This is a genomic window from Pseudomonas sp. NPDC087814 (assembly GCF_044742865.1).
GTDB lineage: Bacteria > Pseudomonadota > Gammaproteobacteria > Pseudomonadales > Pseudomonadaceae > Aquipseudomonas.
On the sequence record NZ_JBIUVK010000005.1, the window covers coordinates 131,356 to 147,742 of the forward strand.

The 16,387-nt window shown below is 61.3% G+C and carries 16 protein-coding genes; 5 read left to right on the top strand and 11 right to left on the bottom strand.

The features are described from left to right. Positions 1-39: 39 nt before the first annotated feature. Together ACIOMR_RS06550 and ACIOMR_RS06555 are read right to left on the bottom strand one after the other, a co-directional pair. On the bottom strand, positions 40-903 hold the full coding sequence (locus ACIOMR_RS06550) for an ABC transporter permease (protein WP_008433279.1): 864 nt from the start codon (positions 901-903) through the stop codon (positions 40-42). Positions 904-910: 7 nt separating this feature from the next. Continuing rightward, positions 911-1,831: an ABC transporter permease gene (locus ACIOMR_RS06555; protein WP_003207915.1), complete on the bottom strand. Its 921-nt coding sequence runs from the start codon at positions 1,829-1,831 to the stop codon at positions 911-913. A gap of 196 nt (positions 1,832-2,027) precedes the next feature. Between ACIOMR_RS06555 and ACIOMR_RS06560 the strand changes: the two genes are divergently transcribed. Beyond that, entirely contained in the window at positions 2,028-2,951 is a 924-nt protein-coding gene (locus ACIOMR_RS06560) for a LysR substrate-binding domain-containing protein (RefSeq protein WP_087692926.1), read from the top strand. A 7-nt stretch (positions 2,952-2,958) separates the two neighbouring features. Here ACIOMR_RS06560 and ACIOMR_RS06565 read toward each other — a convergent pair whose 3' ends face one another. The 4 genes from ACIOMR_RS06565 to ACIOMR_RS06580 form a co-directional block, all read right to left on the bottom strand. Next, positions 2,959-3,951, bottom strand: a complete 993-nt coding sequence (locus ACIOMR_RS06565; protein ID WP_003207912.1) for an MBL fold metallo-hydrolase — start codon at positions 3,949-3,951, stop codon at positions 2,959-2,961. Between the two features lie 116 nt (positions 3,952-4,067). After that, on the bottom strand, positions 4,068-4,973 hold the full coding sequence (locus tag ACIOMR_RS06570) for a LysR family transcriptional regulator (RefSeq protein ID WP_003207910.1): 906 nt from the start codon (positions 4,971-4,973) through the stop codon (positions 4,068-4,070). A 22-nt stretch (positions 4,974-4,995) separates the two neighbouring features. Further along, positions 4,996-5,376 carry a type 1 fimbrial protein gene (locus ACIOMR_RS06575; RefSeq protein ID WP_003207908.1) on the bottom strand — a complete coding sequence of 127 codons (381 nt, stop codon included), beginning with the start codon at positions 5,374-5,376 and terminating at the stop codon, positions 4,996-4,998. A gap of 112 nt (positions 5,377-5,488) precedes the next feature. Beyond that, positions 5,489-6,712 carry an MFS transporter gene (locus ACIOMR_RS06580; protein ID WP_401192981.1) on the bottom strand — a complete coding sequence of 408 codons (1,224 nt, stop codon included), beginning with the start codon at positions 6,710-6,712 and terminating at the stop codon, positions 5,489-5,491. Positions 6,713-6,836: 124 nt separating this feature from the next. Between ACIOMR_RS06580 and ACIOMR_RS06585 the strand changes: the two genes are divergently transcribed. Next, on the top strand, positions 6,837-7,541 hold the full coding sequence (locus tag ACIOMR_RS06585) for a TetR/AcrR family transcriptional regulator (protein WP_087692927.1): 705 nt from the start codon (positions 6,837-6,839) through the stop codon (positions 7,539-7,541). Here the strand turns inward: ACIOMR_RS06585 and ACIOMR_RS06590 are convergent. Further along, complete coding sequence (locus tag ACIOMR_RS06590) at positions 7,444-8,367, bottom strand: LysR family transcriptional regulator (protein WP_008433275.1); 924 nt, start codon at positions 8,365-8,367, stop codon at positions 7,444-7,446. The genes ACIOMR_RS06585 and ACIOMR_RS06590 overlap by 98 nt on opposite strands. A gap of 51 nt (positions 8,368-8,418) precedes the next feature. Continuing rightward, entirely contained in the window at positions 8,419-9,315 is an 897-nt protein-coding gene (locus tag ACIOMR_RS06595; RefSeq protein ID WP_008433274.1) for a LysR family transcriptional regulator, read from the bottom strand. A gap of 117 nt (positions 9,316-9,432) precedes the next feature. Here ACIOMR_RS06595 and ACIOMR_RS06600 point away from each other — a divergent pair, with 117 nt between their 5' ends. From ACIOMR_RS06600 to ACIOMR_RS06610, 3 genes are all read left to right on the top strand, one after another. Then, a complete protein-coding gene (locus ACIOMR_RS06600; RefSeq protein WP_134326042.1) occupies positions 9,433-10,098 on the top strand; it encodes an RraA family protein in 666 nt (221 codons plus the stop codon). A gap of 11 nt (positions 10,099-10,109) precedes the next feature. Further along, complete coding sequence (locus tag ACIOMR_RS06605; protein WP_401192986.1) at positions 10,110-11,318, top strand: pyridoxal phosphate-dependent aminotransferase; 1,209 nt, start codon at positions 10,110-10,112, stop codon at positions 11,316-11,318. A 91-nt stretch (positions 11,319-11,409) separates the two neighbouring features. Next, a complete protein-coding gene (locus ACIOMR_RS06610) occupies positions 11,410-12,738 on the top strand; it encodes a cation:dicarboxylate symporter family transporter (RefSeq protein WP_401192989.1) in 1,329 nt (442 codons plus the stop codon). 71 nt (positions 12,739-12,809) lie between these two features. Here ACIOMR_RS06610 and yghU read toward each other — a convergent pair whose 3' ends face one another. The 3 genes from yghU to ACIOMR_RS06625 all read right to left on the bottom strand — a co-directional run bounded on the left by yghU (position 12,810) and on the right by ACIOMR_RS06625 (position 16,387). Continuing rightward, positions 12,810-13,652 carry a glutathione-dependent disulfide-bond oxidoreductase gene (gene yghU / locus ACIOMR_RS06615; protein WP_401192992.1) on the bottom strand — a complete coding sequence of 281 codons (843 nt, stop codon included), beginning with the start codon at positions 13,650-13,652 and terminating at the stop codon, positions 12,810-12,812. Between the two features lie 133 nt (positions 13,653-13,785). Continuing rightward, entirely contained in the window at positions 13,786-15,213 is a 1,428-nt protein-coding gene (locus ACIOMR_RS06620) for an efflux transporter outer membrane subunit (protein ID WP_087692933.1), read from the bottom strand. Further along, the gene (locus ACIOMR_RS06625) at positions 15,206-16,387 is read right to left on the bottom strand and encodes an efflux RND transporter periplasmic adaptor subunit (RefSeq protein WP_401192995.1); all 1,182 of its coding nucleotides are present in this window, start codon (positions 16,385-16,387) and stop codon (positions 15,206-15,208) included. The genes ACIOMR_RS06620 and ACIOMR_RS06625 overlap by 8 nt, the downstream gene beginning before the upstream one ends.

Below are 16,387 nucleotides of genomic sequence, written 5' to 3' on the forward strand. Positions count from 1 at the left end.
GGTGGACACACAGGGCGTGTTTAACCGCGCCGAACTCATTTATGCGTTACGTGATTTCGGGTCGATATAGTCTCGCAACGCATCCCCCACAATGTTGAAACTCAATATGGTCAAAACCAGTGCAAATCCGGGCGCAATCAATACGTAGGGATGGGTGGTCAATAACGGCCGCGACTCGGCAATCATCGAGCCCCACTCCGGGGTGGGCGGCGGCGGGCCAAGCCCCAGAAAGCTGAGCCCGGAACCAATGAGGATTGCTTCAGCCAGCGAGACGGTGGCCTGGATAATGACCAGCGAACCGATATTCGGCAGGATATGTATCAGCAGCAGCCGCAGATCGCTGACGCCAATCGACTTGGAGGCCAATACAAACTCGCGGTTTCTCAATGCCATGACCGGCCCGGCAAAGAAACGCACGTAAATCGGGATCGTTGAAATGGCGATGGCCAGTGTCAGGCTTACTATGCTGTTGCCCGCCACCGTGATGACCAGAATGGCAACCAGTGTCCGGGGAAATGCAATCATCGAGTCCATGACCCGCATCACCACCCCGGCGATGGCGCCGTTGTAATAGCCACACGCCGCACCTAAAGCGATGCCAATGACCATCGCAATGCTGACACTTGAAACTGCGACGGTGAGCGTAATTCGTGCCCCCCACACGACTCGACCCAACAAGTCACGGCCCAATTGGTCCGTGCCGAGCCAGGAACTTGCACCGGGCTCGACAAGGGACGTTGATAAGTTGATCTTGGTGACCGAATCCCAATCAAACAACAAAGGGGCAGCTATCGCCGCAGCAACCATCACCAGGATCACGATCAATGAAGCAAACGCGAACCAGCGCTTATTGGAAATAAGGAAACTGACAAAGCCCAACCGATATTTTTTCGGAAGTTTCATATCGGCCTCAGTTGTAAGTGACGCGAGGGTCGAGGACGCCATAAACCAAATCCACCATTAAGTTGATAATTACCACCACCGCGGCAAACACAAGAACTGTGCCTTGGACGACATAAATATCCCGAGCCATGATTGCATCAATCAAGAGCCGCCCCATTCCCGGCCAGGCAAATACTGTCTCGACAATAACCGCGCCACCCAGTAACCGGCCGAAGTCCATACCGAATACTGTCACCAATGGAATGGCCGCATTGGAAAGTGCATGCTTGAGTACTACCTTGTAACTCGGTACACCTTTCGCATAGGCAGTACGAATATAATCTTCCCTCAGCACATCCATCATGGTGGATCGGGCCAGCCGTGAAAAAGTTGCAACATACGGCAAACCAAGTGTCAAGGCCGGTAATATCAGGTGTTGCAGCCCGCCTCTGCCGGTCGGCGGCAACCATCCGAGGTTGGCTGAAAAGATCAGCATCAATATCAGTCCCAGAAAGAAGCCAGGCATTGATATGCCCAGAACTGCAACGGTGGTCAGCGAACTATCAAGGAAGCCTCTGGGCTTCAAAGCGGCCGCAATACCGAGGGGAACGCCAATGATGACGGCAAGCAACATTCCGGCAGCGGTCAGTTCAATCGTGGCGGGAAGAGTTCTGGCTATACCTTCGAGCACGGGCGTGAATGTCTGGAATGACTCGCCAAAATCACCCACGACAACTTTCCTGACATAAATAAGGTATTGATTGATTAGCGGCTTATCCAATCCGTAGTTTTGCCTTATTTGCGCAACATCTTCCGCTGTTGCATCCGGACCTGCTGCCAGCTGCGCAGGATCTCCCGGAATAAAGTGCATGACCAGGAAGACCACAATGGAGACTCCCAGCAGCATCGGAAGCAGAAGTAACAACCTGCGGACGGTATAATTCAGCACGCGCTATCCTCTTTTTTATTTTTACTTAAGCGGCACCCGATATTAATAACGGGAACTGCTTTTCTTTGGTAAAACCACGCAACTAAATCATCGCGCCGTTACATGCTTATAGCAAACCGGTAACAGGTTGGACGCACATAACAAAATGTTATACGCTCGCAAAAATGCGCCCTCCAACATTCGATCGAGAGCTACAATGAAACTCAATCCTCGCCAATTGGAAGCTTTCAGGGCGGTCATGCTCACCGGAAGCATGACTATCGCCGCCGAGGCACTTCAGGTCAGTCAACCGGCCATCAGCCGGCTCATCCGCGACCTCGAAATTGTCCTTTCCCTTCGACTGTTTCGCCGTGAAGGCAATCGCCTCATTCCCGGGGCGGAAGCACAGGTGTTGTACGCGGAGGTGGACAAGTTTTATCAAGGCATAGAACGCATCGAGCGGGTTGCAGAGGACCTTGTGACGCTGCGCACCGGCACATTGAGGATCAGTTCAATGAGCACGCTGGGGCTCAGTGTGGTGGCTGAGGGGGTATGCCGATTCGCGCGAAAGCACCCCGAGGTCAGAACCTCGTTGGATGTGCGCAACTCGGTGGGCATCCTGGAACTGACGTCTGCCAACCAGATCGATATTGGTTTTGTGCAGATTCCTTCAGGGGAATATCCCGGGATCCAGGTGATCAACCTGCCACCCATCAGCGCGGTGTGCGTGATGCCGGCCAACGATATGTTGGCCACCAAAGACGTGGTGACCCTGGAGGATTTGCACGGGCGACGCCTGATTACCCTGAACGCCAACAATCCTTTGCAGCGACGCATCACATCAGCCATGGAGGCTCGGGGTGTTGCAGGCGTCTCCAGCGTTGAAACCACCGCCGCGCACTCCGCCTGCGGAATGGTGTCCGGGGGGCTCGGCATCACCGTGTGTGATCCATTCACCGCCTCCTACTCGAAATACCCGGGCCTTACGTTCAGACCGCTGGACCAGGACATACCCTTCGAGGTTTCGATGGTATTTCCGGGTCACCAGCAGCGCTCCAAGCTCGCCTCGGATTTCATGCAGGTCATGGAAGGTATCTTCAGGTCGGAGTTTATTTCCATGATTCCCCGTGAAGCGTACTAATCGCGAGTCACTTCAGTTCGGTTGAGTAATTCAGCGGCACCCATTGCCACGCGGCGCCCTGACCACGCAAATGCCCCAGGCCGGGAAACGAGAGGTGCGCCGCGCCGACCAGCGCGCCCTCTTTCGCAGCCAGGCTGAACACGGTCTCGCGGGCAGTGGTGGCGGCTTTCTTGTCCGTATCAAACTCGATAGTCACCGACGGGTCGGCAAACTGCACGGCACCGGCGTGGATCAGATCACCGGCGACAATCATCTTCTGGCCTTTGCTCTCAACCAGGTAGCTGGTGTGCCCCAGGGTATGGCCATAGCTGGACAGCGCCTTGAACCCCGGCAGGATCTCCCCGCTGCCCTGGAAAGGCTGGAACTTTCCAAGCGCGATATACGGGTTCAAGGAAGCCATTGCACCCTTCGCGAACTCGGGTACGAAGCTGTTGGCGTCGGCCGAGGCAGGCTCCAGCCTCGCCGGCGAGAGCCAGTAATCGGCGTCACGCTTGTCGGCGTGTACCGTGGCGTTCGGAAACACCATCACCCCTTCGGCAACCAGCCCACCCACGTGGTCCGGGTGCATGTGCGTGAGAAGGATGTCATCGACCTGCTCCGGCTTGTAGCCGGCTGCCTGCAGGTTGGCCGCGAGCTTGCCCAGGGTCGGCCCGAAGAGCGCACCAGCGCCGGTATCGATCAGGATGAGCCGAGTGCCGGTATTGACGAGATACGCGTTCGTCGAGGTCTCGGTGGGCACCCCGAGGAACGCCTTGCGCAGTGCGGTAGTGGTCTTGGCAGCCGGCTCATTCAGCAATTTGTCGAACGGTGCATCGATGGTGCCGTCACTCAGCGCGGTGACCTCGAAATCTCCAAGCATCGTGCGATAGTAACCAGGGGCCTGGGTTTTGACTTGGGGCGCGGCGGCAACTGCCACCGCCGGTGCCGCGATGGCTCCCAGTGCCAGGGCAGCAGCAAGGGCCGTGTAATTCAACACGCGGGTAAATGTCAGCTTGGTCATGGTGCAGCTCTCCAGTTGGAATCGGCGGCATCCTATTCAAGCGTTTTTTATAGTTGAAATCGAAACTCCGCATGCCAGGTATGTGTGGCGTAGATACCTGCCAGGGCCTGATGTCGTCAGGAAAGCACGCAGAGCTTGAGTTGTTCGCGCAACCAGAGATGTGCCAGGTCCTTGTCGAACCGTGGATGCCAGGCAGAGAACAAACTGAAGTCGCGCACCTCGAGGGGCAGAGCAAGGGCCGCCAGCGAGCGCTCATAACGGCTCAGGAAACGGGACGGAAGCACACTTACACAGTCGCTGTTCTGCAGCAGCAATGGAACGATGCTGTAGTAAGGCACCGACACCGCGACACGGCGCGCACGCCCCTTCTGCGCGAGCACATCATCAATAAAACCGTGAAAGCTGTTCACGGCACCCGACACCACCACATGCTCCAGGCCCAGGTATTCCTCCAGCGTTGGTGGCGCGGATCCGCGAGGGTGATCGGCGCGCTGGGCCATCTTGAATTCTTCCTGCAGCAGCAACTCGTGCGACAGGTTCCCGATACGGCTGTGTGATACCAGCGCGACGTCAATCTCGCCGCTTTCCAACTGATCGCCAAGCAACACCTGGTCGATCGCACGTATCGAAACCCGGATGCCCCCAGGACTCGCAGCCTGCACAAGCTGCACCAGCCGGGGCGCGACGATCGCAGCGGCGTTATCGTTCGCGCCAATCACAAAGGTCCGGTCCGACTTGGCAGGATCAAAGCATGGAAGGTCACCGACCACCGTCCCCAGTACCTGCAACGCCTGGCGCAACGGCTGACGCAAATGTTCGGCACGTGCTGTCAGCACCATGCCTTTTCCGGACTGAGCAGGCATCAATAAAGGGTCGCCGAACAGGTCACGCAACCGCGACAACTGCGCGGATAACGCCGACTGCGTCAGGTTGAGCTTCGCCGCCGCCCGCGTGACGTTCCTCTCCTCAAGCAAGACGCTGAGGGAAGTCAGGAGCGCGAGGTTGTGTCCAGTCAGGTTCATCGGGTTGATCCACTGCCATCTCTCAAGGTGACGTTAATGTAATCAGATACTGCCCCGACGTCACAGGCCTCCCTTGGCCATCCACCAACGCATATTGCTGCTGGTAATAGCGGTCTCCCCGGCCACTGTCGGCGACCAGCTTCACGTTCACGGCGCTGTGGTCGAGGGCCGTGACCGAGCCCACCGGTTGCACACTGCGCACGCTGATGGCGCTGCCGCGTGCGGACGTAGGGCAATTGTTGAGTTTCATCCCGTTGGCCACGGCGAGCGGTGTGCAAGACGCTTCGACGATGCTGCCGTGAAACGAGATGACTCCCTGCCCCACCGGGCTCGCGGCCATGCAGGCACCGGACAGGCTGAACAACAGGCCAACATGGATTGCAGACATTCTCTTGATGCGCATGCCGATACTCCCGGGGGTGATAAAGCCTATGCCCCGGGATATCGGCCGAGCAGCAGGATATTTTAAGATTTGTCTGATGTTAGAAGCGGTTTTTCCAAAGACTTTGGAAATATCAGTGCCCGCCAACCACAGGTTTACCGTGGGCCCGGTGCCCCGGCTTGAAGCCATGGAGTCGCGCGCACCACACAATCGCGAAGCCCACCGCCAGCAACACCAACATTGCCCATGGGAAAGACGCCACGCCCCAGGTATCCAGCAACACGCCACCCACCACGCCGCTTCCGGCAATCGCGCTGTTCCAGGCCACCACATTCAGCGACAGCGCCACGTCCGCACCATCCCCGGCTGCGTCCGCCAACGCGGTTTGCAACAGCGTTGCAGCGCCACCAAAACTCAAGCCCCAGACCGCCACGCCGAGGTAAATAACGCCCGGCACTTGCGCGAGAAAACCGAACGCCAGGCACGTCGCCGCAAAGCCCGCCAGGCTGACCAGCACCGTCTTGCGCAACGCCACATCCACCAACCGGGCAGTCACCCAAATCCCGAGCAGCGCCGCTATACCAAACACCAACAACACCAGATCCACACGGTCCACCAAGCCCGCCGGAGCCACGAACGGCGCGATGTAGGTATAGAGAATGTTATGGGCGAGCATCCATGAGATCACCACCGCCAGCACTGGCCGCACACCCGGCGTGGTCAGCACCTTGCGCAACGGCATGCGCTGATGGGCCGACTGGCCGGGGTAATCCGGCACTTTCACCAGCACCCAGACAATCAGCACCAGGGTCAGTGCCGATATGATCCCGAACGTGGTGCGCCAGCCCACCAGCCCACCCAGCCAGGTGCCCAGCGGTACGCCGAGTGACAGGGCAATCGGCGTTCCTACCATGGCCAGCGCCAACGCCTTGCCCTGCTGATGTGGCTCTACCATGCGCCGCGCATAGCCGGCCAACAAACTCCAGGCCAGCCCCGCCGCCATCCCGGCGAGGAACCGCGCCAGCAACGTCAGCCCGTAGTGGGAGGACAGCGCCGTGATGGAGTTGAACAGCAGAAAACCGACGATGGTCAGCAGCAGCACATTGCGTCTACGCCAGCCGCGAGTCGCGATGGTCAGCGGGATCACCGCCAGCACCGAGCCCAGCGCATATGCGGTGACCATCTGCCCGGCCATGGAGGCTGAAACTCCCAGCCCATCGCTGATCAGCGGCAACAGGCCCGCCGGCAGGGTTTCGGTGACGATGCAGATGAAACCGGTCATGGCCAGGGCGAGCAAGGCGCCGACGGGCAAGCGGTCGGGAACGGCGTCTGCCGATAAGGTGGTTGAGGGGGTCACAGGGAAACTCCTTGAGCGAGAGGACTTAAATACCGATCGATATAAATGTTGGGCGCCCCACGCAGCGTTGTCAACGACTTATGTATCGACTAGTATTTATCTCATCACCCGAGAGGATTTCCACATGGCACAGATGGGCCGCCCCCGCACCTTCGACCGCGACCAGGCCGTGGAACAGGCCATGCACCTGTTCTGGCAGCACGGTTACGACGCGACGTCCCTGAGCCAGTTGAAAGCCGGATTGGGCGGCGGCATCTCCGCGCCGAGTTTCTACGCGGCGTTCGGCTCCAAGGACGCGCTGTTCCAGGAGTGCGTGCAGCGTTATCTGGCGACGTTCGCCCAAGTCACCGAATGCCTGTGGGATGACAGCCTGCCACCGCGCCAGGCCATCGAGACGGCGTTGCGCCAATCGGCACGCATGCAGTGTGAAGAGGGGCATCCCAAAGGCTGCATGGTAGCCCTGGGCGTGATGAGCGCGCCCTCCCCCGAGAACGCACAAGTCACCCATGGGCTGACCCATTCGCGAGAGCGCACACGGGCGGGCATCGTGCATTGTGTCGAGCGCGGCATCCGCGCAGGCCAGTTACCGGCCGAGACCAACGCCCGTGCCATGGCCACGGTCTACGACAGTTTTCTGCAAGGCGTGTCGATCCTGGCCCGGGATGGCGTCGACGCTGATGCCATCGATACTGCCATTGGCCAACTGATGCTGACCTGGGACTTATCCGCCGCTACAGCGCCGCCCATTCGGCGCGATGCTCCAGCAGAAAATCCACAAACGCCCGCACCCGATGGGGCACATAGCGGCCATGGGGATACAGCAAGGTAAACGGCCGTGAGCGCCCGCCGTAAGGCTGCAAGACCTCCACCAGGCTGCCGTTGGCCAACTCCTCCTCGACGATGAACTTGTAGGTCTGGAATAACCCCGCGCCGTGCTTGGCCAGGGTTACGCCACCCAGCACGTCGTCAGAGCAGCTGTAGCCTGCTTCCCCGGCAAACTCCCGCTCCTTGCCGTCCACCTGGAACAGCCAGGAAATGCGCCGCCCGTTGCTCGGCAATTCGTACTGGATGCACTCATGGTTCGGCAAATCCTCCAGGGCCTGGGGCGTGCCGGCACGCTTCAGATATGACGGCGTCGCGACCACCACCAGCCTGGCGTCTTCCAGCAACCGCGCAATCAGCGTCGAGTCCGGCTGGGCCCGCACGCGAATGGCCAGGTCATAACCTTCGGCGACGAAATCGATGTTGCGGTTGCTGATGTGGATATCCACGCTGACTTGCGGGTACAGCGCACGGAATTTCGGCAGCAGCGGCAGGATCCGGTGATGGCCGTAGGTGGTCGGGATGCTGATGCGCAACAGCCCGGACGGCACCGATTGCGCGCCCATCATTTCCTGCTGGGCTTCCACCAGTTGCGTCAGCGCCTGGCGGCATTGCTCGAAAAATGTCCGGCCGCCATCGGTCAGGCGGATGCTGCGGGTGGTGCGCACAAACAGCCGGGAGCCCAGGCGCTCTTCCAGCCGCGAGATGCTGCGGCTCACCGCCGCCGGGGTCACGCCTGCCACCTGGGCGGCGGCGGTAAAGCTGCTGGCCTCGGCGGCCAGGCAGAACAGCTCGATGCTGCCCAGCTGCAAATCTTCGAAATGGCGTTTCATGATGGATTACACCGGGTAGGTCTTTAAGGACTCGCTCACTGCTTCGAAAAACTAAAACAACAACCGCGAAAAATCACAACACTGCACCGCCAACTGCGCCACATTCTGGTTCAACCCAAACTGCCGATCCCCGCGATGCAACGCCACATACCCGACCCTCGGTAGCGCCGGTTCCGTCACCAGCGCGCGCAGCTCCCCGCGCTCGATCAAATGCGACAAACACCCCTTGGGCAAATAACTCACCCCCACCCCCGACAGCGCCAGCCCGACCTGCACCAACAGGTTATGACTGGTCAACTTGCGCGGCATCTGCACAGCATGCGCTGCCAACCAGCGCTCATAAATCAGCCCCGTCCCCGAGTGCGACCCCTGGGTCAACACCGTATACCCGGCCAATGCCTCAAGCCCCACCGGATCAGCCTCGCTGACCAACCCCGGTGCGCACATCCAGGCGTTTTCCACACTGCCCAGCGGCGTACTCAGGAAGCGCGAATCACTGTAGGCATCAGGCACGATCACCAGGTCCAGCTCATCACTCTCCAGCTTGCGAAACAGCTCACTGCTCAACTCCACCGACGGCTCGATCTGCACCTTGGGATAGGCCTCGCGCAACGCCTCCACCAGCGCCGGCAACCAGGTGAAAGCCGTCAATTCCGTCACCCCCAGGCGAAACCTGCGCACCAGCACTTCACGGGTGCTGACCCGCTCCAGCATGTAGTCACGACGCTCCAGCAGGTCCTTGGCGTAGTCGAGCAACTCGGCGCCCTTTTCCGTCAACCGCGCATTGCGTTTGCTGCGGTCGAAAATCTCCACATCGAAGGTTTCTTCCAACTCCTGGATGCGCTTGGAAATCGCCGACTGCGACATGTTCAGCTTGTTCGCCGCGGCCTCGAAACTGCCCAGCTCGGCAATCCAGTACAACGCGTCGATTTGCTTGAACGTGATCATCGGCCACCTCCCATGAGAAAAATCGATCCTATCAGATAATAAAATATCGCTAAAACTGTATGTTCATCACTCCTAAGATCTAGCCACAGACCCATAAGATCAATCGGAGTTACAGCCATGTCCTTGCCCGGTTCCCGCATCCTCCCCAACCCGCCGCTGGCTTCTGCCGAAGTGCTCGAAGCCTTCACTCACGTGGTCACCCCGCACATCAGCGACAACCTCGGCCGGCACATCGGCGCCCGTGGGCTGAACCGCTACAACCGCACCGGCAAGCTGGTGGGCACCGCGCTCACGGTGAAAACCCGCCCCGGCGACAACCTGCTGATCTACAAGGCCTTGAGCATGCTGGAGCCGGGCCACGTGCTGGTGGTGGACGCCCAGGGCGACACCAACAACGCGGTGATCGGCGAACTGGTCAAGCTCTACGCCCAGCAACGCGGCTGCGTGGGGTTTGTGATTGACGGGGCGATTCGCGATGTCGCGAGCTTCGAGGACACCCCTTGCTACGCCCGCAGCGTGGTGCATTGCGGCCCCTACAAGACCGGCCCGGGCGAGGTGAATGTGCCGGTGTCCATCGGCGGCATGCTGATCAACCCGGGGGATGTACTGGTGGGTGACGAAGACGGCCTGGTCGCCTTCTCCCAGGCCGACGCCGCCGAAGTGCTGCGCAAGGCCGCGCAACACGCGGCCCATGAAGAGCAAGTCAAAGCCGAAATTGCCAGCGGTGCGGTGCGCCAGAGCTGGATCGACAAGGTGTTGCAACAGGCCGGCCTGGCAGGCTGAGGGGAGTCATCATGAGCACTGCCTTTCTGTCCGACCGGGTGCTGGGCATCGCGCCCTCCCCGAGCATCGCCGCCAATGCACTGGTCAGCGAACTGCGCGCCCAGGGCCGGGACATCGTCAACTTCACCGTGGGCGAGCCGGACTTCGATACACCCGCGCATATCCTCGAAGCAGCCAGCGCCGCGATGCACGGTGGCGACACCCACTACACCGCCACCAGCGGCACCCTCGCCCTGCGCCAGGCGATCTGCCTCAAGCTCAAGCGCGATAACCAGCTGGACTATGGGCTGGACGAAGTGATCGCCGGGTGCGGTGGCAAGCACATCATTTATCACGCCCTGGCGGCGACCCTGAATCGCGGCGACGAAGTCATCGTGCACACGCCGTATTGGGTGTCGTACCCGGACATCGCACGGCTGAATGACGCGACGCCGGTGATCATTCCCGGCGACGAGTCACTGGGGTTCAAGCTGTCGCCTCAGGCCCTGGAACAAGCGATCACCCCGCGCAGCAAATGGGTGATCCTCAACAGCCCGAACAACCCCAGCGGCGCGGTGTACAACGAGGCCGAACTGCTGGCCCTGGCCGCGGTGCTGCGGCGCCATCCCCATGTGCTGATCATGGCGGACGAGATCTACGAGCACTTCGTCTACGACGATGCCCGCCACGTTTCCCTGACCCGACTCGCACCGGACCTGAAGCCGCGCACGCTGATCGTCAACGGCGCCTCCAAGGGCTACGCCATGACCGGCTGGCGCCTGGGTTTCGGTGCCGGTCCGGCCTGGCTGATCGCGGCCATTGCCAAGCTGCTCTCGCAAACCACCACCTGTCCCAGCTCTCTCAGCCAGGCTGCCGCAGTTGCCGCCTTCGCTGGCGATCAGGCGCCCATCGCCGGGATGCGCGAGGTGTACCAGCAACGCCGCGAACGCATGCTGGGCCTGCTCGAAGACATTCCCGGCGTGAGCTTCACGCCACCGGATGGCGCGTTCTACGTGTTCGCCAACGTCGCCGGGCTGATGGGCAAGACCACCGCCCAGGGCGAGCGGATCGACAGTGACACCCAACTGGCCGAGCACCTGCTGCGGGAACACGGCCTGGCCACCGTAAGCGGCGCGGCGTACGGCATGTCGCCGTATATCCGCCTGTCTTTCGCCAGCTCGCTTGACGTGATTGAAGAAGGTTGCCGTCGCCTGAATGAAGCGTGCCATCGATTGCGCTGACGGATTCCCGCCCCACCCGGCGGCCAGGGATGGCCGCTCATTGACTGCCTAGAACAACACTCATAATCATTGATATAAATGAGGCATTCCCATGCACAAGCCCCGCATTGCGCTGGTCTGGCAAATCCTGATCGGCTTGCTCGCCGGCATCGCCATCGGCGCCCTGCTGCACCGTTTTCCCGAATCCCGGCCGTGGCTGGTGGACAACCTGCTGCAACCGGCGGGCGATATCTTTATCAAGCTGATGAAGATGATCGTCGTGCCCATCGTGTTTGCCTGCATGGTGGTGGGCATTGCCGGGCACGGTGACGGTAAATCCCTGGGACGCATCGGGGCCAAGTCCCTGGGCTATTTCTTCTGCATCACCACCCTGGCGATCATCGTCGGGCTGGTGATGGGCAACCTGCTCAAGCCGGGCGCCGGCACCGAACTGGCCAGCCTGCAAGCGAGTGCCGTGACCTTGCCCACCAGCAGCGCCGGCGGCGGCCACAGCCTGGGGCAGATCATTGTCGGGATCATTCCGGACAACGTGATCAACGCCATGGCCCAGGGCAGCCTGCTGTCGGTGCTGTTCTTCGCGGTGATGTTTGGCCTCGGGGTTTCGCGCTTGCCGGCCGAGCGCAAGGACCCGGTGATTGCCCTGCTGCGCGGGGTGTCGGAGGCGATGTTCAAGGTCACGTCGATGATCATGGCCTACTCGCCCATCGGCGTGTTCGGGATGATTGCAGTGACCGTGGCCAACTTCGGGTTCAGCTCGCTGTTGCCGTTGGCCAAGCTGATCCTGGTCAGCTACGTGTCGATTGCATTCTTCGTGCTGGTGGTGCTCAACCTGGTGGCGCGGCTGTGGGGGATCAACCTGTTTGCGTTGATGCGACATATCAAGGATGAACTGATCCTGGCGTTCTCCACCGCCAGTTCGGCGGCGGTGATGCCGCAACTGATGAAGAAGCTCGAAACCTACGGCGTGCCGCCTTCACTGGTGAGCTTTGTGGTGCCGGTGGGGTATTCGTTCAACCTGGACGGTGCGTCGCTGTTCTTGGGGATCGGCACGCTGTTTGTGGCGCAGCTGTATGGCATCGACCTGAGCCTGGGCGACCAGGCCCTGCTGGTGGTGACCATGGTGCTGACATCCAAGGGCGCGGCCGGGGTGCCGGGGTTCATGTTCGTGATTCTGTCGGCGACCCTGGCGAGTGCGGGCTTGCCGTTGGAGGGCATCGCCTTCATCGCCGGGGTGTATCGCCTGATGGAAATGCCGACCACCGCGTTGAACGTGCTGGGCAATGCCCTGGCACCGCTGGTGATTGCCAAATGGGAAAGGCGTGAGAGCACCGCAGAAACCTGTGGCGAGGGGGCTTGTCCCCCGTTGGGCTGCGCAGCAGCCCCAATAAGCTCACCGAATTTTCCTGAAAAAACGCGGTGAATTTTCAGGGCTGCTGCGCAGCCCAACGGGGGACAAGCCCCCTCGCCACAAGGTGTGGGTTGCCAGCTCTATCAACGGTGCAGGTCGAGGTCCGACGCCTCATGCCGCTCGCGCAGTTGCTCTGACGGCTCGCCCGACACACGGTTGACCCGGCGCCCACGCTGCACCGCCGGCCGCGCTTCGATGGCATTGGCCCAGAGCACGACGTGCTTGTAATCCTGCACCGAGAGAAACTCCCCCGCCTCATACAAGCGGCCTTTCACCAGGCCGCCGTACCACGGCCAGATCGCCATGTCGGCGATGGTGTACTCATCCCCGGCGATGTATTCGTGCTCGGCCAATTGCTTGTCCAGTACGTCCAGTTGGCGCTTGGTTTCCATGGCGAAGCGGTCGATGGCGTACTCGATCTTGGTCGGCGCGTAGGCATAGAAATGCCCGAAACCACCGCCCAGGTACGGCGCGCTGCCCATCTGCCAGAACAACCACGACAGGCATTCGGCACGGGCCGTCGGTTCGGTGGGCAGGAACGCGCCGAACTTCTCGGCCAGGTACTGCAGGATCGCACCCGACTCGAACACCCGAATCGGCTTGGGCCCGCTGCGGTCCAGCAGCGCGGGAATCTTCGAGTTCGGGTTCACGCCGACGAAGCCGCTGCCGAACTGGTCGCCGTCACCGATCTTGATCAACCACGCATCGTATTCGGCACCCTTGTGACCCAGGGCCAGCAGCTCTTCCAGCAGGATCGTGACCTTCTGGCCATTGGGCGTTGCCAACGAATACAGCTGCAACGGATGACGGCCTACCGGCAATTCCTTGTCGTGGGTCGCGCCGGCAATGGGCCGGTTGATGCTGGCGAAGGTGCCGCCGTTTTGGGTCTTCCAGGTCCAGACTTTTGGCGGTACGTAATCAGTCATGCCACTACTCCTTGGATTCAATGTTCACAACAACTAACGGCAGGCGCGAGCTTGCTCGCGAAAAACTCGAGGGCGCCGTGTTCTTTCAGGATGCTCGCGTTATCGTTGACGACCTTCGCGAGCAAGCTCGCTCCTACAGGTTCTTTTGGGCCAGTTGGGCCATATTCCAACCGCCACCCAGTGCCTTGATCAGCCCTACGTTGGCGCTTAACTGTTGAGTCTGCAGATCCAGCACCGTGCGCTGTGCCTGCAACGACGCTACCTGCGCCGTCACCACGTCCAGGTACGCCGCGCCACCCTGGCGATAGCGTGCCAGGGACAAGTCCTCGGCGTACTGCGCGGCTGCCGCCGCATCGCGCTGGTCAACCAGGGCGGTGTCGAGCCCGGAGATGATGGAGAGGTTGTTCTCCACCTGCTCGAACGCGGTCAACACTACACCACGATACTTGGCTGCGGCCTCATCTGTTGCCGCCTTGGCACTGTCCACTCCGGCCTGGCGCGCGCCGCCGTCAAAAATCGTCCCCACCAGCGACGGGCCAATCGCCCAGAAAATGTTGGGCGCGCTCAACAAGTGCGCGAACTCATCACTCTGGAAACCACCTTGGGCACTCAGGGTAAGGGCCGGGAACCAGGCGGCTTTCGCCACCCCTATGCGTGCATTGGCCGAGGCAATCCGGCGCTCGGCAGCGGCGATGTCCGGCCGACGCTGCAACAGCGTAGACGGTACACCGGTGGGCACGCCGGGCAAGGCGATATCCGCGACGCTTGGGGCAATCGCGTAGGTCGATGCGGACTCACCCAGCATCGCCGCTATCGAGTGTTCAAGCACTGCACGCTGCACCAAATTCTGGCTCAGCTGCGACTTGACCGTCGACAGTTGGGTACGCGCCCGCGCCACGTCCAGCCCGGAGACGATACCGCCGCCGTGCAAGCCTTCGGTCAGGCTCAAAGCCTTGGCATAGGCATCGCTGGTTTCCTGCAGCAACTGGTCTTGCCGGTCGATGCCACGCAGGCGGATGTAGCTGTCGGCCAATTGCGCCTGCAAGCTCAGACGCACTGAGGCCAGGTCGGCCTTGGCGGCCTGGGCGTCGCTGGTGCCGGCGGCAACGGTGTCGCGCACACGGCCCCAGAGGTCGACTTCATAGTCCAGCTCTACCCCCACTGTCCCGGAATCGTAAACATTCGGCGGGCTGGCCGAGCGCAGTGGCCGGGTGTCCGACTGGCGAATGCGCTGGGCATTGCTGGAACCGATCAGCTTTGGAAACAGCCCGGATTGCGCCTGGGCCAAAAACGCCTGGGCCTGGGAATAGTGAGCCAGTGCCGCGCTCAAGTCCGGGTTGCTTTGCAGCAACTGCTGCTCCATCGCATCCAGTTGCGAGTCCTTGTAGATGTGCCACCAACCGTCGCGACTTGCTTGGTCGTTCGGCGTGCCGACGGTCCACGGTCCCTGGGTATGGAACTGCGCGGCAATGGGTACCTCCGGCACGTCCAGCGGCGGCGCAAGATGGCAGGCGCCCAGGCCCAGGGTCGCGACCAATACCAGGCAAGTGCGCTTAGCCATGGGGTTTGGCCTCCACAGGATTGGCGGCCAGCTGCACCGAATCGTCGTCGGCCAGGCCGTCGGGCGGGGTGTCGATCACGCGGTCGGTGGCGACCAGGCCGCTGCCGATTTCCACGCTGTCACCGAAGTCCCGGGCGATGGTCACGGTCTTGAAGTGCACATGATTATTCGCGTCGAGGGTGGCCACGCGCATGCCCTTGTCATCGAACACCAGGGCGCTGGCAGGCAGGCGCAGCACGTCGGTCTGCACCGGCAAGGTGAACTGCACGCTGGTGTAGCCGCCCGGCAGCAGGCGGCTGCCGGGGTTGTCCACCAACAGTTGCACCAGGGTGCTGCCGGACGCGGCGTTCACCGCATCGGCAGTGGCGATCACCTTGGCGTTGAAGGTTTCACCGCGATACTCCGGCACGCTCAGACGCGCCACGGTGCCCACCTGGATCTGCGGCGCCGACGACTGCGGCACCTGCACATACACCCGCAGGCGGCTGACGTCAGAGACCGCGAACAGCTCTTTGCCACTGGCACCACCGGCACTGATCAACGCCCCCACATCGGTGGAGCGTGCAGTGACCACGCCGGCGAACGGCGCAGTCAAACGCTGGAAGCCCTTGGTGGCAACCAACTGGTCGACGTTGGCCCTGGCCGCGACCACTTTGGCCTGCTTGGCAGTCAGGTCGCCGGTGCGCTCATCCACGTCCTGGCGCGACACCGAGTCCGACGAAAGCATTGCCTGCCAGCGCTTGGCGGTGGTCTGTGCCAGCGACTCGTCGGCCTGGGCCGAAGCCAGCACGGCCTTGGCTTGCAGCAGTTGCTGATCGAGCTCCGGCGTGTCGATTTCGGCCAGCAGTTGCCCGGCCTTCACGTGGTCGCCGATGTCGACGTTCCAGGTCTTGAGGTAGCCATTGACCCGGGCAAAGATCGACGCCCGCGAATACGCCTCAAGACGCCCCGGCAGGTTCAGGATCGGCCCTTGGGGCTGAACGCTCGGGGTGATCAGGATCACGCTGGGCAACGCCTGGGCATCGGTCCAGGTTTTCAGGTCATGGGATTCGCTGGCGCGCACGCCGATGCCGAATACCACCACGGCAACCAGGACCACCAGCCCCAGCAACAGCCAGAGCAGACCACGGGATTTACGGCGGGGCGAACCCGGATTGGAAACGGAAGCAGACAT